This window comes from Lichenihabitans sp. PAMC28606, from assembly GCF_020616535.1.
GTDB lineage: Bacteria > Pseudomonadota > Alphaproteobacteria > Rhizobiales > Beijerinckiaceae > Lichenihabitans > Lichenihabitans psoromatis.
Genome location: NZ_CP085136.1, coordinates 3277067 through 3303282, shown reverse-complemented (window position 1 = coordinate 3303282; position 26216 = coordinate 3277067). Strand labels below are relative to the sequence as shown.

At 62.6% G+C, this 26216-nt stretch carries 16 protein-coding genes; 10 read left to right on the top strand and 6 right to left on the bottom strand.

Translation table 11 applies throughout. The features are described 5' to 3' along the window. Positions 1–4 precede the first annotated feature (4 nt). From LGH83_RS15520 to LGH83_RS15510, 3 genes are all read right to left on the bottom strand, one after another. Entirely contained in the window at positions 5–1336 is a 1332-nt protein-coding gene (locus LGH83_RS15520) for an outer membrane protein (RefSeq protein ID WP_227399437.1), read from the bottom strand. A gap of 147 nt (positions 1337–1483) precedes the next feature. Continuing rightward, complete coding sequence (gene argJ, locus LGH83_RS15515; RefSeq protein WP_227399436.1) at positions 1484–2731, bottom strand: bifunctional glutamate N-acetyltransferase/amino-acid acetyltransferase ArgJ; 1248 nt, start codon at positions 2729–2731, stop codon at positions 1484–1486. A 72-nt stretch (positions 2732–2803) separates the two neighbouring features. After that, the gene (locus LGH83_RS15510; RefSeq protein WP_131113469.1) at positions 2804–3676 is read right to left on the bottom strand and encodes a peptidylprolyl isomerase; all 873 of its coding nucleotides are present in this window, start codon (positions 3674–3676) and stop codon (positions 2804–2806) included. A gap of 457 nt (positions 3677–4133) precedes the next feature. Between LGH83_RS15510 and secA the strand changes: the two genes are divergently transcribed. The 4 genes from secA (at position 4134) to LGH83_RS15490 (ending at position 9548) form a co-directional block, all read left to right on the top strand. Continuing rightward, positions 4134–6968 carry a preprotein translocase subunit SecA gene (secA, locus tag LGH83_RS15505; protein ID WP_227399435.1) on the top strand — a complete coding sequence of 945 codons (2835 nt, stop codon included), beginning with the start codon at positions 4134–4136 and terminating at the stop codon, positions 6966–6968. Between the two features lie 10 nt (positions 6969–6978). Beyond that, positions 6979–7308: a hypothetical protein gene (locus LGH83_RS15500; RefSeq protein ID WP_227399434.1), complete on the top strand. Its 330-nt coding sequence runs from the start codon at positions 6979–6981 to the stop codon at positions 7306–7308. Positions 7309–7543: 235 nt separating this feature from the next. Then, a complete protein-coding gene (locus LGH83_RS15495; protein WP_227399433.1) occupies positions 7544–8926 on the top strand; it encodes a glycosyltransferase family 2 protein in 1383 nt (460 codons plus the stop codon). A 28-nt stretch (positions 8927–8954) separates the two neighbouring features. After that, positions 8955–9548, top strand: coding sequence for a cytochrome b (locus LGH83_RS15490; RefSeq protein WP_227399432.1), 594 nt, complete (start codon positions 8955–8957; stop codon positions 9546–9548). Between the two features lie 28 nt (positions 9549–9576). Here LGH83_RS15490 and LGH83_RS15485 read toward each other — a convergent pair whose 3' ends face one another. Beyond that, on the bottom strand, positions 9577–10818 hold the full coding sequence (locus LGH83_RS15485) for a hypothetical protein (RefSeq protein ID WP_227399431.1): 1242 nt from the start codon (positions 10816–10818) through the stop codon (positions 9577–9579). A 357-nt stretch (positions 10819–11175) separates the two neighbouring features. Here LGH83_RS15485 and LGH83_RS15480 point away from each other — a divergent pair, with 357 nt between their 5' ends. Further along, entirely contained in the window at positions 11176–12378 is a 1203-nt protein-coding gene (locus LGH83_RS15480; protein WP_227399430.1) for a capsule biosynthesis protein, read from the top strand. After that, a complete protein-coding gene (locus LGH83_RS15475) occupies positions 12375–13121 on the top strand; it encodes an ABC transporter ATP-binding protein (protein WP_227399429.1) in 747 nt (248 codons plus the stop codon). Before LGH83_RS15480 ends, LGH83_RS15475 begins: the two co-directional genes overlap by 4 nt. Positions 13122–13161: 40 nt before the next feature. Here the strand turns inward: LGH83_RS15475 and LGH83_RS15470 are convergent, their stop codons facing one another. Then, positions 13162–14178, bottom strand: a complete 1017-nt coding sequence (locus LGH83_RS15470) for a hypothetical protein (protein WP_227399428.1) — start codon at positions 14176–14178, stop codon at positions 13162–13164. Positions 14179–14530: 352 nt separating this feature from the next. Between LGH83_RS15470 and LGH83_RS15465 the strand changes: the two genes are divergently transcribed. From LGH83_RS15465 to LGH83_RS15455, 3 genes are all read left to right on the top strand, one after another. Further along, positions 14531–15847, top strand: a complete 1317-nt coding sequence (locus LGH83_RS15465; protein WP_227399427.1) for a glycosyltransferase family 4 protein — start codon at positions 14531–14533, stop codon at positions 15845–15847. Positions 15848–16225: 378 nt separating this feature from the next. Continuing rightward, positions 16226–23683, top strand: a complete 7458-nt coding sequence (locus tag LGH83_RS15460; RefSeq protein WP_227399426.1) for a type I polyketide synthase — start codon at positions 16226–16228, stop codon at positions 23681–23683. Positions 23684–23898: 215 nt separating this feature from the next. Then, positions 23899–24483, top strand: a complete 585-nt coding sequence (locus LGH83_RS15455; protein WP_227399425.1) for a 5-formyltetrahydrofolate cyclo-ligase — start codon at positions 23899–23901, stop codon at positions 24481–24483. Here LGH83_RS15455 and LGH83_RS15450 read toward each other — a convergent pair. Then, positions 24474–25010: an NUDIX hydrolase gene (locus LGH83_RS15450; RefSeq protein WP_227399424.1), complete on the bottom strand. Its 537-nt coding sequence runs from the start codon at positions 25008–25010 to the stop codon at positions 24474–24476. The two genes, LGH83_RS15455 and LGH83_RS15450, sit on opposite strands and share 10 nt — an antisense overlap. A gap of 231 nt (positions 25011–25241) precedes the next feature. Between LGH83_RS15450 and LGH83_RS15445 the strand changes: the two genes are divergently transcribed. Further along, the gene (locus LGH83_RS15445) at positions 25242–26195 is read left to right on the top strand and encodes an AraC family transcriptional regulator (protein ID WP_227399423.1); all 954 of its coding nucleotides are present in this window, start codon (positions 25242–25244) and stop codon (positions 26193–26195) included. The last annotated feature ends 21 nt before the right edge of the window (positions 26196–26216 follow it).

The window sequence follows — 26216 nt, the reverse complement described above, 5'->3', positions numbered from 1 at the left end:
TTGGTTACTCGAAGTGGTAGGCGAGACCGGCGCGGACGATATTGCCGTCGCGCTTCTGGACGCAGTCGCAACCATTCAGATTGACGATCTTCGAGTTCGACTTGAACTCGTAGAGATCTTCGACGCGAAGGGAGACGCGCTCGCTCAAGCGGTAATCGAGACCACCGCCGACCGTCAGGGCATCGGTCGGAACGCGACCGCGCTCCGATCCAGTGACACGATCGATCTGCTCGCTGCGACCGAAGCCGACACCGGCCGCGACGAAGGGCAGGAAGCTGCCGAAGGCGTAACCGGCGCGACCGCGGATGTCGGCCTGGATGTAGTTGCGGTAGCTGACCGGGTCGGCCGATCCAGGCAGACGGCCGTTGCCGGTGAAGTCTGCAAAGGACGTGCTGGCATCGAAGCCGAGCATGTAATGGCCGAACATGAAGTTCGTACCGGCGTAGATGCCGCCGAGACCGCCATCCGCATCGGTGTTGGTGGCGCCGACGCCCGCGGTGCGGGTATGCGCCGTTACGCTGCCGTAGCCGCCAAGGATACCACCGTAGCCACCGGCCCAGTTCACGTCGCCGGCCTGATCGATATAGGCGCGCGGTGCGTAATCACCGAAGCGATAGATCAAGGCGGCGCGGAAGAAGTTGCCGTCCGACTTGGTGCGGAACGTCTGGCCGTTGAACGCATAGGTCGAATTCGGCAGGTTTTGGTAGAGATATTCGGCGCGGAGGATGACCGGGCCGAGCGCCCAGCTCGGCAGGTTCGGGAAGAGAGCCTGCGGATTGAGCTTATATTCGAGACCCGCGCCGACCGTCCAACCGACGGTGCGGTTCACTTGGCCGTAGTAGTTCGGAATGCGGTTGAGGCCGCCCGTGCCGTATTGATAGGTTTCGTTGACGACGGCGCCGCCGGCGATGAACGGCATGAAGTTGCCGAACTCGTAACCGAGCAATCCGCGGAAGCGGATATCGTAGAGCGAGTCGGTCTCGCTCGGCGTCAAGCCGACCTGGCCCGGGTTGATCTTGCGAATGACGTTGAGGTCGATCGAACCTTCGACACCGTAGACGATATGGCCGGACTGGAAATTATAGCCGACCAGCGCGCCGCCGGTCTGGCCGCTCGCGTTGACCGAACGTGAGGTCAACTGGCTGTTATGGTACGAATTGAAGCCGTAGCCGTAGGTGGTTCCGACGTAGACGCCGGACCAATCGTTGTAGTTGATCGGCGCAGCCGCGAAGATCGGAGGTGCGCTGCGGGACGGAAGGTCTGCTGCCTGGGCAAGAGCGGAACACGTCAGCAGGCCGACCAGTGTTCCAACACCCTTCACGATTGAATTACGCATGTTTGATTGGCCCGCCGCGAATGAAGTTGTGCATCACGGTACACCCCGCGGGCCGATGGCAAAACATTCAACGGGGACTTCAGTCACCTATCGGCACTGGTGTGACTTTTACGACGCAGATCCAGCGGTGACCGAACCGGCCAGCCGTCAGGACCGGTAATCGCCGTTGATTTCGATGTAGCCTTTGGTGAGATCGCAGGTCCACATCGTGAAGCGCCCCTCGCCGAGACCGAGATCCGCCCGGATCGTGATCGTGTCGCCGCGCATATAGGTCGAAACCGCCGCTTCGTCGTAAGTCGGGTCGCGCAGACCATCGACCGCCACGCGAATGTCGCCGAACCAGATCGCCAGTCGATCCCGCTCGGCGCGTTCGCCGGCTTTGCCGACCGCCATGACGACACGCCCCCAATTCGCGTCCTCGCCAGCCACAGCGGTCTTCACGAGCGGGGAATTGGCAATCGACGCGGCGACGACCTTCGCGGCCGCATCCGTATCGGCGCCCGTCACGCGGACTTCGACGAACTTGCGGGCGCCCTCCCCGTCGCGCACGACCTGCTGGGCGAGATCGAGCGTCACGGTCCGCAGCGCGGCCTTGAAATCATCGAGGCGCGGGTCCGTGGCGGTATCGATCGGGGGAACACCGCGCGAGCGGGCCGCGCCCGTGGCGAAAATCAGCAACGTATCGGATGTCGACGTGTCGCTATCGACCGTGATGGCGTTGAACGAGCGATCCACCGCTTCGACCAGCATGGCCTGCAACGCCGGCGCCGCGATCGGCGCATCGGTGAACAGAAACGAAAGCATCGTGGCCATGTCGGGAGCGATCATGCCGGCGCCCTTGGCGATCCCGTTCAGCCGCACCGGAATGCCGTCGATCATCGCCTCGGCCGTGGCCAGCTTCGGAAAGGTATCGGTCGTCATGATGGCACGCGCCGCCGCGACGATCCCGTCCTGCGTCGCTTCTCCGGCGAGGCGCTCGAGCACCCCCTCGAAGCGCGATGCGTCCAGCGGCTCGCCGATCACACCGGTCGAGGCCAGGAAGACGCTTCCTTCGTCGATCCCGAGTGCCGCCACCGCGAGGTCGGCCGTGCGCTGCACGGCAGCAGCCCCCACCCGACCCGTAAAGGCATTCGCATTGCCGGAATTCACCACCAACGCACGCGCTTTGCCGCCGGGCAGCATACTGCGGCACCAATCGACCGGCGCGGAGGGACATTTCGACTTGGTCAGCACACCAGCGACGGTGGTGCCCTCGTCGAACAGCACCAGAATGACGTCCGTCCGGCCTTTGTAGCGGATGCCGGCCTCACCGGAGGCGAAACGCACGCCGTCGATGGGCGCAACATCAGGAACGCTTTTGGGAGCCAGGGGAGAGATCGGAGCAGCCGCAGCCATGGAAGCGCCTCGTGACGGAAAGGGGACGAGAAGGGTCACCGGACCGTCGGAGACGGTCCGGCGACAAGTCGATCACGGCTTCGGAGCAGCCACATCCGGGGTGGCCGGAGCCGGAGCGGCCGGCATCGCTGGGGTCGGCGGAGCGACGGGCTCCATGCGCTCGATCTTCGCCGCATCGCGGAGCTTCATGATGGTGTCGCTTTGCGCCTTCTGCACGACGTAGCGGGCCACCTGGTCTTTGACGGCGTCGAAGGGGGGGAACGCTTTGTCGCGCTTGTCTTCCAGCTTGATGATGTGCCAGCCGAACTCGCTCTTCACCGGGTCGGAGATCTGACCCTTCTCGAGTTTGAACGCCGCATCGGCGAACTCCGGCACCATCTTGTCGCGCGTGAACCAGCCAAGGTCGCCGCCCTGCGAGCCCGGATCCTTGGAAACCTCATCGGCCACTTTGGCGAAGTCCTCGCCGCCCTTCACGCGCGCCAGCGCCGCCTTCGCCTCGGCTTCGGTCGGCACCAGAATGTGGCGGGCGTGGATCTCCACCTCCGGCTTCTGCTGCTTGGCGACGTCCTCATAAACCTTGCGCTCGGCCGCATCGGTCGCGGCCGTCTTGGCCACGTTGGTCAGCACGCTCTCCATCAACGTCTTGTCGCGGTAGTAATCCATCTGTTGCTTGAACGCCGGCGTGTCGGCGGCACCGTCCTTCATGCCCTGTGCGGCAGCGAGCTTCAGATCGATGAGATAGTCGAGCACGTAAGTGTCCCGGGCCGCACCCTTGAGCTGCTGCGGCAGGGTCGCGCCGAGGTCCTGCGTGGCGATCCTAACGTCTTCGTCGGTGATCTCGACGCCGTTGACCTTGGCCAGCACCTTCGCCTCGGCGACGGTCGCGCCCAAGAGGAGCGCCAGGGCGGCGCCGGCCAGGAGAGTTGATTTCAATCGTACGCGCATAAGGATGTCCGTTCGGTGAGAAGGCTCGCGACGCCCGAAAGCAGCGTGGACCTTGGGCGGATGGCGTCTTTGTTGTCTCGTGCTGTGGGCGTTGGTCGGGAGCCTTGACGAGCGAAGCCCAGACCGGCCGACCCTCGGCCCGTCCAACCCTTGAGCGCGCCGGTTCGGATCAAGTCACTGGACCTTCGGCCTCTCTAACTCTCGTTGCCAACCTCCGCTGCATTGACAAGGTTTCCGGGCGCTCATATCTGCGATGGCGGAATTTTGCCATTGCTTTCTCGCGCGTCCGACTGCGGAACCGCCGCAAGGGCCGCCCATCGCGTTGCATCCTTGCAGCGCGATCTCATCGCATAGTGTATCACGCACGATCTTTGTCGCGCATTCGCCGTGATGCCGTGACACTGGTTCGAAAACGCATAACGCGAGCCGGTCCGCCGGCTTCGAAAGGTCTTCATCAATGTTCGGCTCGCTCGCAAGAAAGATTTTCGGCTCATCCAACGACCGCAGGCTGAAGACTTTCTCCTCTCGCGTCGCCGCCGTGAACGCGCTTGAGCCGGAGATCGCAGCGCTGAGCGACGCCGATCTTGCGGCGCGTACCGCGACGTTCAGAGCGGAGCTCGCGGCCGGCAAGACGCTTGACGACATTCTGGTGCCAGCCTTTGCGACGGTGCGCGAAGCCGCGAAGCGCGTCCTCGGCCAGCGCCATTTCGACGTGCAGCTGATCGGCGGCATGGTGCTGCATGAGGGCGCGATTGCCGAAATGCGGACCGGCGAAGGCAAGACGCTGGTGGCCACGCTGGCGACGTACCTCAATGCGCTGGCCGGCAATGGCGTGCATGTGGTGACCGTGAACGATTATCTCGCCCGGCGCGACGCCGAATGGATGGGACAGATCTACCGCTTTCTCGGCCTCAGCGTCGGCATTATCGTGCACGGCCTCGACGATACCGCCCGGAAGGAGGCCTATGCGGCCGACATCACCTACGGGACCAATAACGAATTCGGCTTCGACTATCTCCGCGACAACATGAAATACGAGCTGAGCCAGATGGCGCAGCGCGGTCATTCCTTCGCGATCGTCGATGAAGTGGATTCGATCCTTGTGGACGAAGCGCGGACGCCGCTCATCATCTCGGGCCCCTCGGACGACAAGTCGGACCTTTACAACAGTGTCGACAAGTTCATCCCGCACCTTGTCCGCGAGGATTACGACCTCGACGAGAAGCAGCGGACCACCAACCTGACCGAGGTCGGAAACGAGCATATCGAGGCTTTGATGACCGAGGCGGGCCTTCTGGAAGGCTCGCTTTACGAGGCCAGCAACGCCACGCTCGTGCACCACGTCCAGCAGGCGCTGCGGGCCCATAAACTGTTCAGTCGAGACAAGGACTATATCGTCCGCAACGACGAAGTCGTCATCATCGACGAATTTTCCGGCCGCATGATGCCGGGCCGCCGCTATTCGGAAGGGCTGCATCAGGCGCTCGAAGCCAAGGAGCATGTGACGGTCCAGCCCGAGAACGTGACGCTCGCCTCGATCACGTTCCAGAATTACTTTCGGCTCTACAAGAAGCTGGCGGGCATGACCGGAACGGCCGCAACCGAGGCTGACGAGTTCGCCGAGATCTACAGCCTCGACGTGATCGAAATCCCCACCAACCGCCCGGTGTCGCGTCTCGATGGCGACGACGAGGTTTATCGCACCGCCGAGGAAAAGGCCCGGGCGGTGGTGCGCGAGATCGAGGCCGCAAATGCCAAGCTGCAGCCGATCCTGGTCGGGACCACGTCGATCGAGCGATCCGAGCAACTCGGCGAGTTGCTGGCCCAGCAAGGCTATCAGCGCATCGACTTCACGGCTCCGAACGCGCTGGACAAACTGTATAAGTCCGCCCGGTCCGGCAAGCCGTCCAAGACCTTCGCGATCCTCAACGCACGCTTCCACGAGCAGGAAGCCTATATCGTGGCCGAGGCCGGTGTGCCCGGCGCCATCACGATAGCGACCAACATGGCCGGTCGCGGAACCGATATCAAACTCGGCGGCAGCGAGGAGATGCGGATCGGGGTCGAGGCGGGGTCGATGGAGCCGGGTCCCGCGCGTGATGCCAAGGAAGCGGCCATCCGCGCCGAGATCGCCGCCTTCAAAACGAAGGCCATGGAGGCTGGCGGTCTCTACATCATGGGTACCGAACGCCATGAAAGCCGCCGTATCGACAACCAATTGCGCGGGCGATCCGGTCGCCAAGGTGATCCGGGCAGCTCCAAATTCTTCTTGTCGTTGCAGGACGATCTCATGCGGATCTTCGGCTCCGAGCGGATGGATGCGGTGCTGACGCGTCTGGGTCTGCAGGAAAACGAAGCCATCATCCATCCGTGGATCAACAAGGCTTTGGAAAAGGCGCAGCAGAAGGTCGAAGCGCGCAACTTCGACATGCGGAAGAACGTGCTGAAATACGACGACGTCATGAACGCCCAGCGCAAGGTGGTGTTCGAGCAGCGTCGCGAAATGATGGCGCAGGACTCGCTCGAGGAACAGATCGACGAGATGCGGACCTCGGTGGTCGACGATCTCGTGGCCCGCTTCATCCCGCATGACGCTTATGCCGAAACCTGGGATACGGCGGGCCTCAAGCAAGCGTGTCTCGAAACCCTCAACCTCGATGCCCCGGTCGACGAATGGGCCAAGGAAGAGGGCATTGGCGACGAAGAATTGAACGAACGCCTCCAGAAGGCTGCCAACGAGGCCTATGCGGCGCGCGTGGCGCAAAATACGCCCGACGTGATGCGCTATGTCGAGAAGCAGGTCGTGCTCCAGATGCTCGACCATCTCTGGCGCGAACATCTCGTCGTGCTCGATCATCTGCGGCAAGTGATCGGGTGGCGCGGTCTCGCGCAGCGCGATCCGCTGAACGAGTATAAGTCGGAAGCTTTCGACCTGTTCAACAGCCTCGTGGCCCGTCTGCGAGAGAGCACCACCGCGCAATTGATGCGGGTCGAGATCGCCTTTGAGGCCCCGCAGAACGAACTTCCGCCCATGTTCGCCTCGCATACCGATCCGTTGACCGGTGACGACGATGTCGCGCTCGAAAACAACAACCCTCAATTCGGCAATCGCGATTTCGCCTTTAATACGGCTGCGGCCGGCGCGGCCGTGTTGACTGCGGACGCAGCCGTGCATCGCGATCCGCAGGATAGCTCGACATGGGGCAAAGTTGGCCGCAACGAGCTTTGCCCCTGTGGCACGGGCCGAAAGTTCAAACATTGCCATGGTGCCCTGCTTCAGGGCGGCGAATAGACGCCGTCTCTTGACCATCCCCGGGCCGCTTCCATCCTTGTTCGGACGCGGCAATTGCCCGACCGCGCGGCTCGAGGAAGCGACAGACATGCCATCCAACCCATTGAGCGATAAAGCGCGGGCGGTTTTCGCCTTCGCGGCCTATCACCAACTCACCTCCAGCGAGACGGTGATCGACGTCATTTTGAAAGACGATGCCGGGCATTCGGCGGACCCAGCCGCCATCAAGGAACTTGAGGACGGTGGCCTCGTGACGGTCAACGGAGCGCGCGCCGCTTTCACGAGCGATGGGCAGGCTTTTTTCAGTCGTGTGCTCGAGGCGATCCGAGGCGCAGCCTAACGATCGCGATCTGCGACGCGTAACGCACACCTCCGGGCGATATGTCGCGCGATCGCGATCATTCCGGTTGAACTCATGCCACCATCGCTGTGTCTAACGAGACGTTCACGAGGATCACGGGAGGCAGGTCATCCCTAGTTCGAACCGGCTCAGAGACGCGCTCGTCGCGGCTTCGCCTCGTCTATCCCCGCCGCCGACGCCGTGGTCCAGCATCCTGATCCATGGCGGCATTTCAATGCTATGGCTCTTGCTGTTCGCGCGTGCCTTCGTGCTCGACGGCGTTTTTGCCTGGTCGATCGGAATAGCCTACGTCGGCTATGACACGGCGCTTTTGCTCTTTGTCTTCTGGCAGACACTTAGCTTGCGAAGGGCCGTTCCGGCACGTCAGGCAAACGGCGGGCCCGTCAGCCTCGGGGTAATCGTGGCGGCCCATAATGAGGCCGACATCCTTCCCGTGACCCTGGCGGCCCTCTTCGCTCAATCCGAGCCGCCGGACCGCATCGTCATCGCGGACGATGGCTCGACGGACGGCACCGCCGCCCTGCTCGAAGGCTCGTTTGGGCTGATCAGCCCAGAGATCGGCGCCATGAGCGCGTGTAGTACGCAATATCCCACGCTGCAGTGGTTACGACTGCCCCACGGGGGCAAGCCAGCGGCGCTCAACAGCGCCATCGTGTTGACCGACACCGACATGGTCCTCACGGTCGATGCCGACACGTTGCTCGACTCGGACGCGATCGCGGCCATGCGGAATGCCTTCGCGGCCGACCCCACCCTCGTCGCCGCGACCGGTATCCTGACGCCCATCTGCGCCGCGACGACAGGCGGCCGCATCTTCCAGTGGTTTCAGACCTACGAATATATCCGCAACTTCCTGTCGCGCTATGCCTGGATGCAAGTCGACAGTCTCCTGCTGATCTCCGGAGCTTTCGCAGCCTTTCGTCGAACAGCCGTCATCGAGGTTGGTGGCTTCGATCCGGCCTGCCTCGTCGAGGATTACGAGCTCATCCACCGGCTCCGTCGCTACAGCGTGCGCGAGGGACGAGGCTGGACCACCAGCGTCGTCGGGGCGTCGCGCGCCTTGACCGACGCGCCTGGCTCGACCGGCGCCTTTCTGCGCCAGCGGCGACGTTGGTTCGGCGGCTTCCTGCAGACGCAATATTGGTATCGCGATATGGTCGGGAACGGCGCTTATGGCTGGCTCGGCTTGTTGATGCTGCCCGTCAAGGCTGCCGACACGCTGCAGCCGATCTATGGTCTGACGGCTTTCGGGCTGTTGGCCGTCTACGCCGTGACCGGACGGTTCTCTTTGGTCAATCCCGTGGCCGGCGTCATCGGGTTGAAGATCCTGATCGATTTCGCTTTTCACCTCTGGTCGATCCATCTTTATCGCCGCTGGGCCGCACCCTCGGCGTCGGTCAGTTTCGGGTCCGGTCTCCTCGCCGCCCTGCTGGAGCCGTTCAGCTTTCAGTTGCTTCGCCATCTCGGCGCCGCCTGGGGATGGGTCATGTTTCTGACCGGTGAACGGACGTGGGGGGTGCAGCAGCGGCTCGGGCTCGTTACCGTTCCGCACGGTCCAACGCGTCACGTGGACGATCCTGGACGGGACCCCTCGTGAGCGTCATGATCGGCGTGGAGGCTCGAGGATGATCCAACGCTACACGCGCACCGCGATGGTGTTTCACTGGCTCGTCGCAGCCCTCATCGCCGCGAATGTGATCATGATTTGGGTGGTCGACAGCCTGCCGGACACCATGGTGCGTCCCGTGATCGACACGCATAAGTCTTTCGGCATCACAGTGCTGGGCTTGGCGATCATGCGCGTGTTGTGGCGCGCGACCCACACCCCACCTGCGCTTCCGCCCGGCTACCCAAAGTGGGAGCGGTGGAGCGCCCATGCGGCGCATGGCGTGCTGTATCTTCTCATCTTCTGCCTGCCCCTGTCAGGCTGGATGCACGACTCGGCTTGGAAGGAGGCGGCGACGCATCCGATGTATCTGTACGGCCTGATACCTTGGCCGAGAATCGGATGGCTCACCGCCATCGATCCGGCCCAAAAGGATTTTTGGCACGATCTGTTTGGCCGCGTGCATACGGCTTTTGCTTACGTGCTCTACGCGATGGTGGTCGCTCATGTCGCCGGCGCGCTCAAGCACCAATGGTTTGACCGGGAGCCCGAACTTCAGCGCATGCTTCCCGGACGAGATGGTGTCGGGCTAAAGGCCGAAGAGCCGCGCTGAAGCGGCGTTCCGCAAGGCCGATCGTGTCTCAATGCGGAGAGGAGACATGCTCCTTGACGCCCGACATCACGAGCCAGGCGATGAAGACACCCAGGACATTGACGCACAACACCGTGAAGGTGATCCAGGACCGGAGCGGAAGGGTCGCATGGTCGCTGAGGTTCGGCTCGACGATCCGCTCGATGTAAAGCTGCTTGCGGCGAACCTCGGCCCGCGCCGTGTCGAGTGACGAATTGGCGAGCGCCAGTGCCTTCGTGGCGAACTCGCGCTCGAGAGCCAGCCGCTCGTAAGTTCCCAACTTATCGGCAAGACCGCCATCGACGGTTGAGACGCGGGATCGTTCGCGGTCGATCTGGGCGCGGGTCGCGTCAGCCTGCCGACGAAGATTGATCAGCCCTGGATTGTTTGGCGATCCAGCCGTCATATCCGAAATCTGCGCTTGCGTTTGTGCCAAATCGTTCTGCAACTTAGCCACCAAGGTCGAGACCAAGACCGAGCTGGTCACGGGATCGATCATGGTTTCCTTGTTCTGGAAGGCCGTGACGGCGACTTGCGCGTCGGTCAACCGATCCTCGTTGCGCTTCACCTCCCGCTCGGCGGTCGTCACCGCATCCTTGTGGATGTTCGCATTCAACTGGTTGACCAGGTCCTCACCCAGATCGAGCAGCGCCACGGCGATCGCCTGTGCGTCGTCGGGACGGAACGCCTGAACCTCCAGCGAGGTCACGCCGGTCGCGGTGCTGTAAACCACCGAGGTCATCTTTGTATAATATTTGTATAATTCCTCCTGTGTGCTGCCGAACATCAAGGAGGGGTAGCGCGAGATAAAATCGGCTCCGCGACCATACATCTCCGCAAGCGGCAGATGCTCTTCCAGCTTTTTCACAGCATCGCGGGATTCCAAGAAATTCTGGACCGAATAGGTATCGTCGTCCGACCGGCTCATGCCCGCCATACGAAGCAGCGAATTCAGGCCGCCGCTCCCGCTCGGCTTGGAGGCTGTCCGCACGATGAAGGCCGCAGACGATACGTAACGATCGCTGGCGATCAAACCGTAATAAGCACCCGTCACAAGCGTCGGGGCGAAATAAAACAGCAGCATCAGGTAGGGACGCCACTTGATACCGGTCCGGGCTCGCTTCAACACGCCTGCGATCGGGCCGCCCGCGCTGGGAGCACCACGAAGATCGCGCCCTTGAGCGGGGGTAAGGTCGTTGGGTCCGGTCCGCAGAACGGTGTCGTTTAGCTCGACCTGACGAACGTCTGTCATGAGGGACTCTTGGTTGCGGCCGAACCCGGAGGCCGAATGGGTCGCGCGGGAGTCGCGATTGCGTCGCTAGTGGCCATGTCTCAGGCCTATGTCAATTTAAGGGCTTCGCGCCGTCAAGCGATGCTCGTGACGACTGGCTCGTTGCAGAACCGGCGCGCGGCCTCTGGTCTTGACGGTTTGCATCCGGCCGCAATTCGGCGCCAATCGCTTTGTATTGCACGCCCTCGGCGGTAGACTTGCGTCTCCGACGTCATTATCCCCCGTCGGCGTCGGTGTCCAGGGTCACCACGGTCCACTCGGGACGTGCCGTACCGACGATCCATGCTATGGCACGCTCGTCTTGAGGGCTGAAGGTCTATGAAGCCGTTGCGAAGCGAAGAAATCGAAGTCCAGAACGTCAAGCTCATTCGCATCGTTCCTGATCAGGAGGGCGGCGACGCCTCCCTTCAGGCACGACAGCGCTCCCGCAGCGGTTTTTACAGAAACCTGCCCTTCCTGATCATCGTCGTCCTGCCGACACTCCTGGCTGCCCTCTACTATTTCGGCATCGCCTCGTCCCGCTACCAATCCGAGGTCAAATTCGTCGTTCGGTCGCCCGGCAGCGCGGCGTCGAGCGAACTCGCATCCCTCGTCTCGGGCTCGAGCATCGTTCGAGCGGGCGACGATGCCTATATCGCCAAAGCCTATATGCTGTCGCGCGACGCGATGGAACAATTGGTCGAAAAGGACGGATTGCGGGCCGTGTTCGACAAGGCCGGATGGGACTTTCTCTGGCGCTATCCAGGCCCGTTCCGCTCGTCGGATACCGAAGGGCTGATGAAGCATTATTTGAAATTCGTCAGCATCGCCTATGAACAATCGAGCGGCATCCTGACGCTCGGCTTCCAGGCTTTCGAGCCGGAGGATGCAAGACGCATGGCTGGCGCGCTGCTGGCCCACACGGAAGTGTTCCTCAACGGCCTCAACGTGCGGGCCCAGAACGATGCGATCAAGTCAGCCGTCGCGCAGGTCGACGATGGGAAGCAGCGCGCGTACGATGCTCTCGACAAGGTGACGGCCTTCCGCAACCGGGAAAACGTCGTCGACCCGACCAAGTCCTCGACCGGCATCGTCGATAGCATCTCCCGCCTGTCGCTCGAGACCTCGAACAGCAACGCGCGTCTCGCCGAACTCGCGACCACGACGCCTCAAAGCCCCGAGATCCCGACGTTGCGGACCCGCGTGGCCGCCCTGCAGGATCAGATCGGCAAGCAGCGTCAATTGTTGGGCGGTACCACCGCCTCGCTGGCGCCCCGCATCGCCGAATATCAGCGCCTCCTGCTCGAGCAGCAATTCGCCGAGCGCTCATTCATGTCGGGACTCGCATCGCTCGAGTCGGCGCGCCTCGATGCGGAACGGCAACGCGTGTTTCTGGAACGTGTGACCGCGCCCGACCTGCCGGACTTTCCGGCTTATCCCTATCGCCTCGCCTCGGTGTTCGGGACGCTCGCGATCTCCTATGGGGTGTTTCGTGTGTTCAAGTCGGTGTCCAAGGATGTCTGGGATCACGCCAAGAAATGAGCAACGCCGCCCATAATCACCATCTCGTCAACAGCTTACTGGCCGGCAACGGCTTACCGGCAACCGGCGAGACGCCCGATCTTGTGCCGCCGCGTGCCATCGCTGCGGTCAATATTGTCAAGGAATTCGATACCGAGCATGGTCGCCGCCGCGTTCTCGATGGCATCTCATTCAAGGTGCATATGGGCGAGCGGATCGCCATCCTCGGGCGCAACGGCGCCGGCAAGTCGACCCTGATCCAGATCCTGTCGGGTTTGCAGCGGCCGACATCGGGCCATGTCGATCGCGGCTTGCGGATGTCCTGGCCGCTCGCCTTCGCGGGCGGCTTCGAGGGGGATCTCACCGGCTACGACAACATTCGCTTCATCTCGCGCGTCTATAATGCACCGTTCCGGGAGGTGTTCGATTATGTCGACAGCTTCGCCGAACTCGGTCGCCTGCTTTACGAGCCGATGCGCTTCTACTCGTCGGGGATGAAGATGCGGATCGGCTTCGCGCTCTCCCTTGCGATCAACTTCGATTGCATTCTAATCGACGAGGTCATCCTGGTCGGCGACCGGCATTTCCAGGAGAAATGCGTGCGCGAGCTCTTCGAATACCGCAAGCATTGCGCCATGATCATCGCGACCCACGGCATGGACGTCGTGACGCAATATTGCTCGCAGGCGCTGGTGATGAAGAATGGCCGCGGCCGGGTCTTCACCGATCTCGACATGGCCGTGAAGATCTACTCGTCGCTGTGATCGCGATGGTCCTTGGCCGCTTTGATGCCGAATCGCCGGTCTAACCGGCGATGCGCGAGAACGTCACCTGACCCAGGGCCATGTGGCCCTCGATCGTACCTTCGTCGTTCATAAAATGAACCTCGATATTATGCTCGGGGTCGTGGTGCTGCATCGTAAACGTGCCCTCAAAGGCGCCTCCATCGCTCGGACGCAGCAACACTTTCGCGATGGCTTTGTTGTCGCAATAAAAGGTCAGCCGGAACGGCGTTCCCCGCGCCTCCATCGAAAAAGCCAGAATCAGTCGGACTTGCCAGGTCCCGGGCGGGAGATGGAAATAGGGTCCGTAATAGATGATCCGCGCTGCACCCGTCACGTCCGCGACGGCCGGCGCGACCTCGTTGGGTTTGTCGCCCGAGAGGAACACCTTCGACGGCCATGTGATGATACCGATGTCGTGGCTGATCGCGCCCAGCACCATCGGTGACAGAACCTGACGAGCCAGCATCGCCTCGTCGGCCGTGATGGTGTCGGCCAAGTGATCGAGCCGGACGTAATGAGGCACTCGGCGTTCAAGCGCCGTCTCAAGGCTCCAGGGCGCATCGACTGGCCCGGCAAAGGCTTCGATCAACGCCTGCAGATTGGTCGGCTCCAAGTCCAGGCGGAGATGCTCCACCACAAGCGCGACGATTTCCAGAGCTGACCCCTGGAACGCGCGATGAACGAGGGTGACGGCGGAATTGTTCGGCAACACGTGATTGGCTGCGGCGCAGGAGGTCGACAGTCTCAAGGCATTCAGCACATCCGTTCCAGCGGCCGCCTTGGTGAAGCGAACGCTGTCGACGGGATCGTCCAGCACCGCAACGACCGGGATCCTCGCGCCCGCGACAGCGTCGGCGATGCGTCGGCCTGGATGTGTGACGATCAACGTTCGACGTGCGCCCTCGATACGCCCAAGGTCGGCTGGCGCCTGATCCCGGTCGGCGATTTCGACATCGACGGGCGGCGTCGCCCTGACGCAGGCTTCGCGCACCAAGTCCGAGACCCATTGGCCAAGGACGCTCGATCCGCTGATCACGATCGCATCGTGAACATCACCCGCTCTCAGCAATTCGTCATGCCCTCATGTGTCATCGCAAGCAGCACCATGACTGCAATCGTTATGTGGCTTCAAGTCGGTTTCGGCGGCTGTGGCGCCAAATTGGAGCCTTGCCGCTCGGTTCGACTGAACCCAGACCCTTGAAGAGAGCGAGCGGTTCCGTCAAGGCACGCGGCGCCCGCATGCAAAGCCAGAGCTTCATTTCCAGCTGCTTTCATTCTAAACCCCGAGGCATCCGCGTTCGACGATGGTTGCGACACGTCTTTCCGGCATGTTCCGATCGGCCCGGTGAAGCGAGCCGGACGATCGGGTTGGGGGTCAGAACGACACGATGGCGACGATTTTATTCGACGGGCGAGATGCCTATCGCAAGGGGGGGACCGGCATTGCGACTTACGCGCGGCTGCTCGGCATCCTGGCTCGCAAGCTCGGGTTCGACACGCAACAGGTCGTGTCCAGCGAATACCCGCCGGACAAGAAAGACCCGGTGCTGAACGAGATCCGCTTTCACGATGTACCAGGCAAACGGCTGACGATTTCGCAAGTCGTCAAGGTCGGCTGGCGCGCCTCGTTAGGGGGCTTTTCGGACATTCGCCCGACGAAGGTGCTTAATACGGGAGCGGTCGTCGATCCAACGCCCGAAAGCAAAAAAGCCTTTGCCAGCACATTCGCGAGCTTCAAGCTCTTTCTGATCGGCGAGGCCCTCTATCGCGTCCATGGGCGGCGAGCGGTGATGCAGTTCGATAGAACGCCCGACATCTTCCACGCGACCTCTCCGGTGCCGCTTCAGGTGCGCGGGGCCGCCAACCTCTACACGATCCATGACATCATCCCGATCCGGCTGCCCTACACCTCGCTGACCAACAAGAAGTTCTTCTACAATCTGACGAAGGAGCTTTGCGCCAAGGCCGACCACATCATCACGGTGTCGGAATTCTCCCGCCGCGACATCATCAAGCTGACCGGCATTTCCGAGGACAGGATCACCAACACCCACCAAAGCGTCAGCATGCCGCAGCATCTGCTGTCGCGGAGCGATGATGCCGTTGCGGCAGATCTCGCGCATATCTTCGAACTCGACATGGACGGATATTTTCTTTTTTTCGGTGCCATCGAACCGAAAAAAAATGTGTCGCGCCTGATCGATGGTTACCTCGCGTCCGGCTCGAAGCGACCCTTGGTGATCGCCGGCGGCCTCGGTTGGCAATTCGAGGGCGACGTCAAACGCATGCAGGACGAACGCTTCCTGAGCTATCGCGTCACCGGGGAGCGGATCGCGGCGGAGCGGATGGTCCGACATGTCGACCATGTGCCGTTCGACCAACTCGTCAGCCTCATCCGGGGCGCACGCGCGTTGATTTTTCCCTCGCTCTACGAGGGGTTTGGCCTGCCCGTGTTGGAAGCCATGTTGCTCGGAACACCGGTGATCACCTCCAACGTGTCATCGCTGCCGGAAATTGCAGGCAATGCCGCGCTTCTGGTCGATCCCATGGATGTCGCATCGATCGCCCGGGCGGTCCGGACGCTCGATAAGGATTCGGACCTCTGCCTCGATCTGACCGAGCGCGGACGGATCCAGGCATCTAAGTTTTCTGTGGAGCGTTACGAGACGAATATGGCGGCACTTTACGCTCGGTTTGCCAGTTGAGCATAAAACCGAGGGCGGCGGCGGTGGTGCTGGCGGGGCTAGACAATCGATCGCGCGCAAGTCAAACAAAACGGCGGAAGCCATGTGTGAGGGGCGATCGCAATCCATCGATGCAATTATGATCGGCGTGACGTCACGAGACCCGGCATGACGGCGTCTGCCCAGAGCATCGTCGCTACCTTGGGCGGACCTGCGACTCAGCATTGTGGTGGTCGTTCGCAGGCCCGCACGTCGGCAGCCTGTCAAGCGTCCAACCTTGCGCAACCGACCCGAGCCGGATACCGCTTTGTGTTGCAATCGTGGATAGAGTCCGCGGACGCGGTCGTGGCCTGATGAGTTGGTACTGGATTCGCTTCGACAGTCAGCGAAAGAGGCACATTGAAAAAGAACTCTGAAATCGCAATTGTCGGAAGGGCATGTCGCCTCCCGGGCGCGAATTCTGTGTCGCGCCTGTGGCAATTGCTCCGCGATAACAAATGTGCGGTTACTCATATTCCATCCGACCGATGGTCGTTGGACCGGTTCGGCCATCCCCGGCATGGCGAGCGGGGCCGGAGCTACACGTGGGCGGCTGGCGTTCTCGACGACATCTGGGGCTTCGATCCAGCGGCGTTCGGCCTGTCGCCACGGGAAGCCGAGCAGATGGATCCGCAGCAGAGGCTGCTGCTTGAATTGACATGGGAAGCGTTGGAAGACGCCGGCATCAAGCCGTCCAGCATCGCCGGGACAGAGACAGGTGTTTTTGTCGGCGCATCCACGACCGATCACGGCAATTCGAAGATGTTCGATATTGCGTCGACCGATGGCTATTTCGCCACTGGCAATGCCGCCTCGATCCTGGCTAATCGTGTCTCCTACATCTACGATCTGAATGGCCCGAGTTTTACGGTCGACACGGCTTGCTCCTCCTCGATCGTGGCGCTGGATGCCGCCGTTCAGGCGCTGCGAAGCGGCCGTATCGAGACCGCTATCGTCGGCGGTGTCAGCATTCTGACGACCCCGTTTCAATTCGTGAATTTTTCGCAGGCTTCGATGCTGTCGCGCGTCGGCCTATGCCAGGCGTTCTCGGCCAACGCCGACGGCTATGTGCGGTCCGAAGGCGGGGCCGTGCTGGTCCTGCGAGCACCTGGCAGCGTCGCAGAAGGGACGGACCGTATTCACGGCACCGTCATCGAAACGCGCGTCAATTCCGATGGGCGCACCAACGGAATCGCACTGCCATCCAAGAAGCGTCAATCGCAATTGCTCGAGCAGCTCTACGGTGGAGCGTCAATCGACCCCAATCATCTCGCCTTCGTCGAGGCGCATGGAACGGGCACGCCGGTCGGAGATCCGATCGAAGCGACCGCGCTCGGGGAAACGTTGGGACGGGGACGCATCGCGCCGCTGCCGATTGGCTCGATCAAGTCCAATATCGGCCATACGGAAGCCGCGGCCGGGCTGGCCGGCGTGCTGAAGGCCATGCTGGCGCTCGAAAACGATCTACTTCCCGCGTCGCTCCATTGCGATGAGCCCAATCCGAACATCGACTTCGACCGCCTCAATTTGCGGGTGGCATCGACGGCGATTGCCCTGGAGCGCGGCTCCACGCCACGGCTCGCTGGCGTCAGCTCCTACGGGTTTGGCGGCACGAACGCCCATGTGGTGCTCGGCGACGCTCCTCCGGTTACCAACCGCGAACCGGCGACTGCGCCGAACGTGCTGATGTTGTCGGCCCATACGCGGGCCGCTTTGGCCGATCTCGCAGAGACCTACGCGCAGCGCATCGATGCTGCAGCACAGCGGAGTGACGCAGTGAGGCCCGACGCGGCGACGCTGATGGCCGCCGCCAATCATCGACGCGACACCCTGATCGAGCGTTTGGTGCTGCCGGTCGATCGCGATACGGACGTTGCGACCGCTTTGCGGGCCGTGGCGCAGGCCAATGGTGAAAATACGCCGCCCGCTATCGTCGGAACGGCAGTCGGTCGGGAGGCGCCGGTCGCCTTCGTGTATTCGGGCAATGGTAGCCAGTGGGTCGGCATGGGCCGCACAGCCTATCGGGACTCCAATGCGTTTCGGACCCGCTTCGACGAGGTCGACACCCTGTTTCGGCCGCGTGCGGGCTGGTCCCTCGCGACCATGCTGATGAATGACGCGCTCGATGAGCATCTCGGCAAAACGAGCGTCGCGCAGCCGCTGATTTTCGCCATTCAGTCGGCCACGACCTTCGCGCTTAAACAACTCGGGCTGGTGCCCGACTTCGTCTTCGGACATAGCGTCGGCGAGGTAGCGGCGGCGGAAGCCGCAGAGATCCTCGATCTCGCGACTGCCGTCAAAGTGATCTATTTCCGCAGCTTGCATCAAGAACTGGCCTTCGAGGCGGGCGGCATGACCGTCGTGATCGGCTCGCGCGAGGCGGCCGAGACCTTGCTCGAGACGATTCCCGGCCTGTCGATCGCGGCCTATAACAGCCCGCGCGCCTACACATTTTCCGGCTCGCTGGCGGCGCTCGACCAGCTCGCGGTTTCGGCGCGCGGTCTGAAGGCGCGGGCGCAGAAACTCGATATCGCCTATCCGTTTCATAGCGCGCTGATCGCGCCGATTGAACAACCGCTTCTCGCCGATCTCGGCACGCTGCCGAGCGCCACAGGCACCGCGACTTTCGTGTCGACCGTGACCGGCACGGCTCTTCCCGGTACCGATCTCGACGCGCTTTACTGGTGGCACAACGTGCGCGAGCCTGTGCTGTTCTCGCAGGCAATCGAGGAAGCCACGCGCCTCGGCGCGCGTCTTTTCGTCGAGATCGGGCCGAGCCCGATTCTCCTGTCGCATATCAACGACACGCTAGCGGCCGGTGACATCACGATCGCGACGCTTCCGGTTCTCGACCGCAAGGAGCAAAGTGCCGACGCCTTCCGCACCGCGGCCGCGGTTGCTTTGTCGCGGGGTGCCGTGCTCCGGCAGGGTTCGGTGCTGGGCATTGATCCGGGACCTTTATCCGCCCTGCCCTCGTATCCGTGGCAAAAGAAAAGCTATCGGCTGGGGGATACGACCGAGGCCATCGGGTTCCTGACGGCTCGACCCTGGCATCCGCTTGTCGGCGCTCGTTATGCGCTCGATCAACTCGAATGGCACTCGCAGATCGATACAGCGCTGGTGCCGGCCCTGGCCGATCATGTGGTCGAAGGTCACGTTCTTCTGCCGGGAGCGGCCTTCGCCGAAATGGCGCTTGCGGTCGCGCGCGACTGGCTCGGCACTGAGACGGCAGCGATCGCGGATTTCGAGATCCACCAGCCGATGATCCTGGCCGGGACGGCGTCTCGCGGTGTCCGCTGCCGTGTTCAGCCGGTCACCGGCACGATCGAGATCATGAGCCGACCAAGGCTCGGTCAAGCGGCGTGGCAAACCCATGCGGTTGCCAAGATCCTCCGTTTCACCGGCGCCCCCGTCGATGTCCCAGATTGGTCTGAGCCCGAGGGTCGTGCGACCATGTCGGGAAAAGATCTTTACCCGGCGGCCGCGATTTCCGGCCTTCAATATGGACCGGCTTTTCAGCTCCTCGAGAGCGTCTATCGAGTGGGGCCCGACGCGATCGTCGTGGATCTCGTCTCGGGCGAGGGCGACCAGCGCTTCGGGATCGATCCGGCCCGGGTCGACGCATGTTTTCACGGGTTGGTGCTGCTCTTCGCCGATCTTGCTGTTGCCGGTCGGTTGAAGCCCTATGTCCCGGTCGGGATTTCTGAAGTGAAGCTCTTTCAACCGCATGTTCCGGTTGCTCGTGCCTATATCGAGGTCGTCCGAAGCGACGAGCGAACCATCGTGGTGCATTTCACCCTGGTCGACGCCCACAACCGCCCGGTTGCCCTGCTCCACAAGGCCCGCTTTCAAGCCATGAACGCGTTCCGCTCGTCCGAGCGGCCAATCGATTATATTGGGCAAAAAGCGATCCTTGCGGCCGAACCCCTCGCGGTTCAGGAAGAACCGGCAATCACGCCCGCGCAGGTCGTTTCGGCCGCGAAAGCCGCGGGGCGGTTGAGCGGTGATGACGCCACGGCTCCTTACGATTACGTTCTGCTCGATGGATGGGCCACGGCGGTCGCCTTCGGTCTGTTCGAAGCGCTCAGCCAGAACGGCATCATCGATATCGAGGCCTTGGTTGCGGCTGGCACGATCGAGCCGAGACTGACGGAATGGTTCACACGCCTGTTGGGCGCCTTGGAGCGCAGTGGCCTCGTCGTCAATGGCGACGCCGGCTACATGGTGGTGGCAAATTCTGAATTGCCCGATCCGCGCGACATTCTCCGCGCGCTGGCGGCAGATCATCCGAATCGCTCGGCAGAATTGCTGCTCGCGGCTCGGACCGGTGCTCTCATCGACACGATCGCGAAAGGCAGCTTCGGCGGCTCGGCGCCCGCCACCCTGACGGCCATCGACGGGTTTGAGTTCGGCGGTCACGCGGCGCTCGGATCGGCGACATTGCTGGCCGACATCCTTGCCCGCCTCGATGGCGCTTGGCCGAAGGACCGTGCCATGCGCGTCCTGCAGATCGGCGATGGACCCCTTTCTGCCCATGCGGTGCGGCTCGCCGAAGCCCATTCGGCCGAACTGACGATCGTCGAGCCGGATCGTCGTCGCCTCGAACGGGCACGTCTGTCCTTCGACAAACACGATCGTCTCGCTTTCGTGGCGGGGGTCGATCAATTGGCTCCAGCCTCCTTCGACGTCGTGATCGCGGCGCAAAGCCTCTACCGGATTGCGGCCGACCGCACCGCTTGGCTGGGCGTCTCGGACGCCATGGCGCCCAATGCCGTGCTGATCGCCGTCGAAGCCGAAGCATCGGTTTTCCGCGATCTCGTGTTTGGCTTGCATGCGGTCCTGACCGCGTCGGCCGACACGGTCGAGATCCGCTACCCGGGTGTCGCGTCGGAAGCCGGATGGACCCGTGCGCTCGCCGAGATCGACTTGACGGAGGTCTCCGTTCTGCCGACGAACGACACGGATTATGCGCTTCTCTGCGTCGGCCGGAAAAGCGCGGCGCGAGCAGCCCGCGTGTTCAAGGGCGACGCGCTGGTCATCGGCGACAGTGGCCCCATGAGCGGAACCGCGAGCGCTTTGGCCACGATGCTGATGTTCTCGGGCCTCAAGGTCTCGAGCCTGGCGGATACAAGCGGCGCGGCCGAGACGCCGCTTGAGATCCCCGAAACGCTCGTTTATCTGGCTCAACCCGCCGGCGATCTGACTTCCGCTGAACGGCTGGCGGAGCGGTGTCTCGACCTGAAGCGGCTGGTGTCACTGACCGGCGCGAAGAAAACCTCGCTCTGGATCGTCTGCCCGGGCGCGACGCGATGCGGACAGGGCGCGGACGCGGTCGAGGCCGGCGTGTGGGCTTTCTCGCGGACGCTCGCCAATGAGGTTCATGCCCTCGACATTCGCCGCATCGATCTCGTTCCAGGTTTGACGGCGGATGTCGCGGCGCGGCGGCTTCGCGATGTCATCTTGTCCGGGACGGCCGAGACCGACATCGTGCTGGACGAATCCGGCACCCATGTGCTTCGCTTCACCAAGGTCGATCCCCAACTCGGCGGCGCGATCGACCCGGACGTGTCCGTGCTCCGGCTCGTCAAGGGGGAAAATTCGAGCCTCGACCGGCTGCGTTGGGCGCCTGAACTGCGTCGGGAGCCCGATGCTGGCGAAGTCGAGATCGCGGTCGAAGCCGCCGGCCTTAACTTCCGAGACGTGATGTGGGGTCTCTCGATCCTCCCGGAGGAAATCCTCGAGGACGGCTATGCGGGAGCGACCCTTGGGCTCGAAGGCGCCGGGCGGATCGTTCGCGTCGGGGCTGGCGTCACGCGATTCAAGGTTGGCGATAAGGTCCTGGCTTTCGCCAAGGCAGCCTTGGCAACCCATGTGACCGTCACTGAAAGCGTCGTCGCTCCGATGCCCGACGGATTGTCGATGGCGGCCGCAGCAACGGTCCCGGTGGCATTTCTGACGGCCTACTATGGCTTGGTTCGATGCGCCCGCCTCGACGAAGACGAGTGGGTGCTGATCCATGGCGGCGCCGGTGGTGTCGGTCTCGCGGCTATGCAGATCGCGCGCTGGCGCGGTGCTCGCATCATCGCGACGGCCGGCTCGCCCGAGCGTCGCGACTTGTTGACCGCGCTTGGCGCGGAACATGTCTTCGATTCCCGCTCTAATCAGTTCGTCGACGATATTCGCCGTGTGACGGATGGTGGTGTGGGCGTCGTGCTGAACAGCCTATCGGGCGAAGCGATGGAGCGCAGCATTGCGGTCCTGAGGCCCTTTGGGCGCTTCGTGGAACTCGGCAAGCGGGACTATGTGGCTAACACCCATATCGGCCTGAAGCCGTTCCGCCGCAACCTGTCCTATTTCGGCGTCGATCTCGATCAATTGATTTTGAAGGGGGACGCACCGGGCCAAAGCTTGTTCGATGACGTAATGGCGCTGTTTGACGAGGGGTCCTTGTCGCCGCTCCCTTACCGCATCTTCTCATCCGATGACGTCGTCGATGCGTTTCGCGTCATGCAGCGATCGGGCCATGTCGGCAAAATCGTGATCGTGCCGCCCGCGTTGCCGACGGAACGGACGCAATCCGCACAATCCTTCATGGTGTCGCCCGATCGAACCCACCTGATCACGGGGGGGCTCGGCGGATTCGGCATTGCGACGGCGCAATGGCTAGTGGACCGAGGCGCGCGGCACCTGATCCTGATCGGGCGTTCCGGAGCCGCCAGTGAGGATGCGAAACAGGCCGTCGATGCGATGACGGAGGCCGGCGTGTCGGTTCATATCGCTAGCCTGGACATCACCAACGAGGCGGCGGTGCTCGACCTTTTGGCCGAAACAGCACGGACGATGCCGCCACTTGCCGGTGTCATCCATGCCGCGACCGTCTTCGACGATGCGATCGTGGCGAACCTCGATCGGACCAAGCTCGATAATGTCCTGTCGGCCAAGATGATCGGCGCCGAAATTCTCGATCGAGCGACGCGGACCAGCACGCTCGATTATTTCCTGCTCTATTCGTCCGCCACGACCATGATCGGCAATCCTGGACAAAGCGCCTATGTTGCAGCGAATGCGTTTTTGGAGGCGTTAGCGCGGCGGCGGCAAAAAGAGGGTCTGCCCGGCTTTGCTGTGGCCTGGGGCGCGATCGAGGACGTCGGCATTCTCGCACGCTCGGGGTCGAGCACGACCAATCTCCTCGCCCGGTCGGGCGTCCTCGGGATGAAGGCGAGAGACGCGCTCGATCATTTGGCCGACATCCTGCCGATTGCGGCCACGCTGCCTGATCCCGCAGTTCTGGCGGTTGCCTCGGTGAACTGGTCGACGGCTCGGGAACATCTCCCGGTGTTGCGGTCCAGCAGCTTCGCCGAACTGATGCATGGCGTGCAGGTGTCGGAAGCCGGCGATGTCGCGAAGATCGACGTCAAGGCGCTGGTCGAAAAGCTGGGACCGGCGGCTGCCTCGAAGGCGATCGTCGAGACGATCTCGGAGGAGATCGCGCGCATTCTTCGTCTTCCGCGCGACGACGTCAGCCGCAGCAAACCCTTGATGGAAATCGGCCTCGACTCGCTGATGGCCGTCGAACTCGGCATGGGCTTGGAAGAGCGCTTTGCCTTGGACGCACCGCTGTCGACTTCGGCCGGAGCCATGACGGTTCTGGAACTGGCGGATTATATCGTCGGAATGTCCGGCAGCGGCGACGGCAAGGATCAGGCGTCTGAAGCTCTGGCGCTGCGCCACCTCGATGCGGATATTCGCAAGGAGATGGTGGATGCGCTTCCGGGACTCGTCGACAGCGCTGACCGCAAGGAAATCGTGCAGCACTGACCCCTGACAGCGGCTTGACTGCGCCGGCCGGTCCCAAGCCGACCATCGGACTGGTTACGCCTCAACCCTTGAAGCGATCCGTCGTTTGCGGCTGTAACCTCGCGCTCCTGCCGGATTGACGTCGACGTCACCCGGCCGCACGTCTAGATTGCTGCCATCGGAGCGGTCCCGCCCATCGTGCGGGGCTTCGCGACCGGTCAGGACGGGGAGCATTCATGGAGCCAAGCAAAGCTGAGCTTCGCAGCAAGGCGTTGCGAGACCGCGACGCCTTGGACGATGCGTCGCGCAACGCCTTTGCGTCGCGCCTCTCTCGGATCGGACCATCCTTCGTCTCGGACTTCTCACCCACCGTCTCGAGGCCGGTGACCTCGCTCTATGTCCCCATCGGCAGCGAACCGGATGCGATGCCGTTAGCCTTGGTTCTGCACGCGGCGGGCATTCCGCTCGTGCTGCCGGTGGACTGGTCGCACGGAGCGCCCCTCATCTATCGGCGATGGGCGCCGGGAGACCGACTCGTGGCAGGCCCGATGGGGATCTACGAGCCCTTGGACGATGCGCCAGACGTCGATCCAGACGTTCTTTTCGTTCCACTCGCCGCCTTCGATCGGCTGGGACAACGTCTTGGCTATGGTGCCGGGAACGTCGACAGCACCTTACGGGCGATGCGGCGACGCAAGAGCGTTCGTGCGATCGGCGTCGCTTATGCGGTGCAAGAACAACCGGCGATCCCTGTCGAGCGTCACGATGAACCGGTCGACGTCGTGATCACCGACAGCGAGGTCATCCTCTGTCAGCGTTGACGGGGCTTTGCCTTACCGATGGGACGATCGACGTCCGAGATGATCGGCTCCGCCGGGTTATCCGTTTTTTTCCCCGCCGAATTGGGACGCTGCGACTCGATCATGCGAGGAACCCCCGCAATGATCGCAGCGAGTTCTGGCTCTCTTACGGTTGCTGCGGCGGTCGTGACGTCGAACCAAGCCGTTTTCCGCTGCCCCTTTTCAGGCCAGGATTTCCGCTGTCGCGAAACGTGCAGCGCGAATAGCGTCAGTTTGCAGGTGAGCGGCGGCTCATCCTCCATCGCCTTGCTATAGAGATAATGACCGAGCGGCGCCTTGCCGACGATCTTGCCCCTCAGCCCCGCCTCTTCCCACGCCTCCTGGGCCGCCACCTGCCGCGGCTTAAGCTTGGAAATCGGCCAACCCTTCGGAACGATCCAGCGCCCGGTGTCCCGCGAGGTGATCAGCATGATCTCGATGTCGCCCGAGCGCTTGATCCTAAACGGAACCGCGCCATACTGGCTGTAAACTCGCGTTTTCGACGACATCCGAGCCGGGTCAACCTTCACAAGAGGATGACGGTTGAGGATCTCCGAATCGGTCGATCCGACAGTCGATACAGCCCCGTAAACGCCGACGACGTTAGCGATACGGTCGACCTTGTCATTCTCCTATGTTGGTTATGCGACGTTGCGCGGCGGCTTCGGTGGCATGTCGCTTGCAATCCTGGCAGGGTCGAGAAGGCGGTCTCGAGACGTCGCCATACAGGACCTTCAGCCATGTCGATCCTCCCGCAGCCTTCGGGTTCGTCTCGCACGCAGTCGCTCGGATCGTGGCAAAGCCTCGTGTCCAAAACCTATTTCGACCTCGATCTTTCCAGTCCGACCTCCCAGTCGTTCGAGGGCGTGCTTGGAAGTTGGGAATTCGGGGCCTTTGGAGTGTCGATCCTGCAATCAACGCCGGTCATGTATCGGCGACGGCGCGAGAGTTGCGGAAGCCACGCGGCGCGGATTCTCGTGACGGTCCCGATCGAGGGTCGTATCGACTTTTCGCAATTCAACCGACAGGCGGTTTGCGGAACCGGCGGCTTCGTGATCGAAGCCAGCGACGAGCCTTACGTCTTTGCCCAGGCAATCTCTTCGAAGCTTTTGGTGTTTCGGGCGAATGAGGATGCGCTCCGCGATCGTGTCCACGATCTCCGAAGCGCGTTTGCGACGGTTGTCGACGGCCGGAATGGGCTCGGGGGCATGTTCGTGGATGTCCTCACGCTTGCGGCCGCGCGGATCGCACGCGATCCCGAACGCCTGCTGCCCCGCCTTGGGCCGCACCTCCTCGATCTTCTGGCGCTTGCGCTTGAGGGTGAGCCCAAGGCGCTCGGCTCGTCGCTGTCCTGCGTCAAAGCCGGGCATCTCGCACGCGTCGACCGTCACATCGAAGAGCATCTCAGCGATCCGGACTTGTCGCTTGGCGAGGTAGCACGCGCCTGCGGGCTATCGCTGCGCTATCTCCACCGCCTGTTTCACGATGCCGGGTCGACGGGGGGACAATATATCCGCGACCGACGTCTCGATCTGGCCAACCACCTGCTGCAGCGCGCTCCCACGGGCGGCGGCTCCATCGCAAGCCTCGCCTATCGGGTCGGCTACAGCGATCAGGCGCATTTTTCCCGCGCCTTCAAGGCCAAGTTCGGTCACTCACCAAGCGAAAGTCGCGCCCGACGAATGACTTACTGAGGCCGGCTTTGGCGCTGGCGT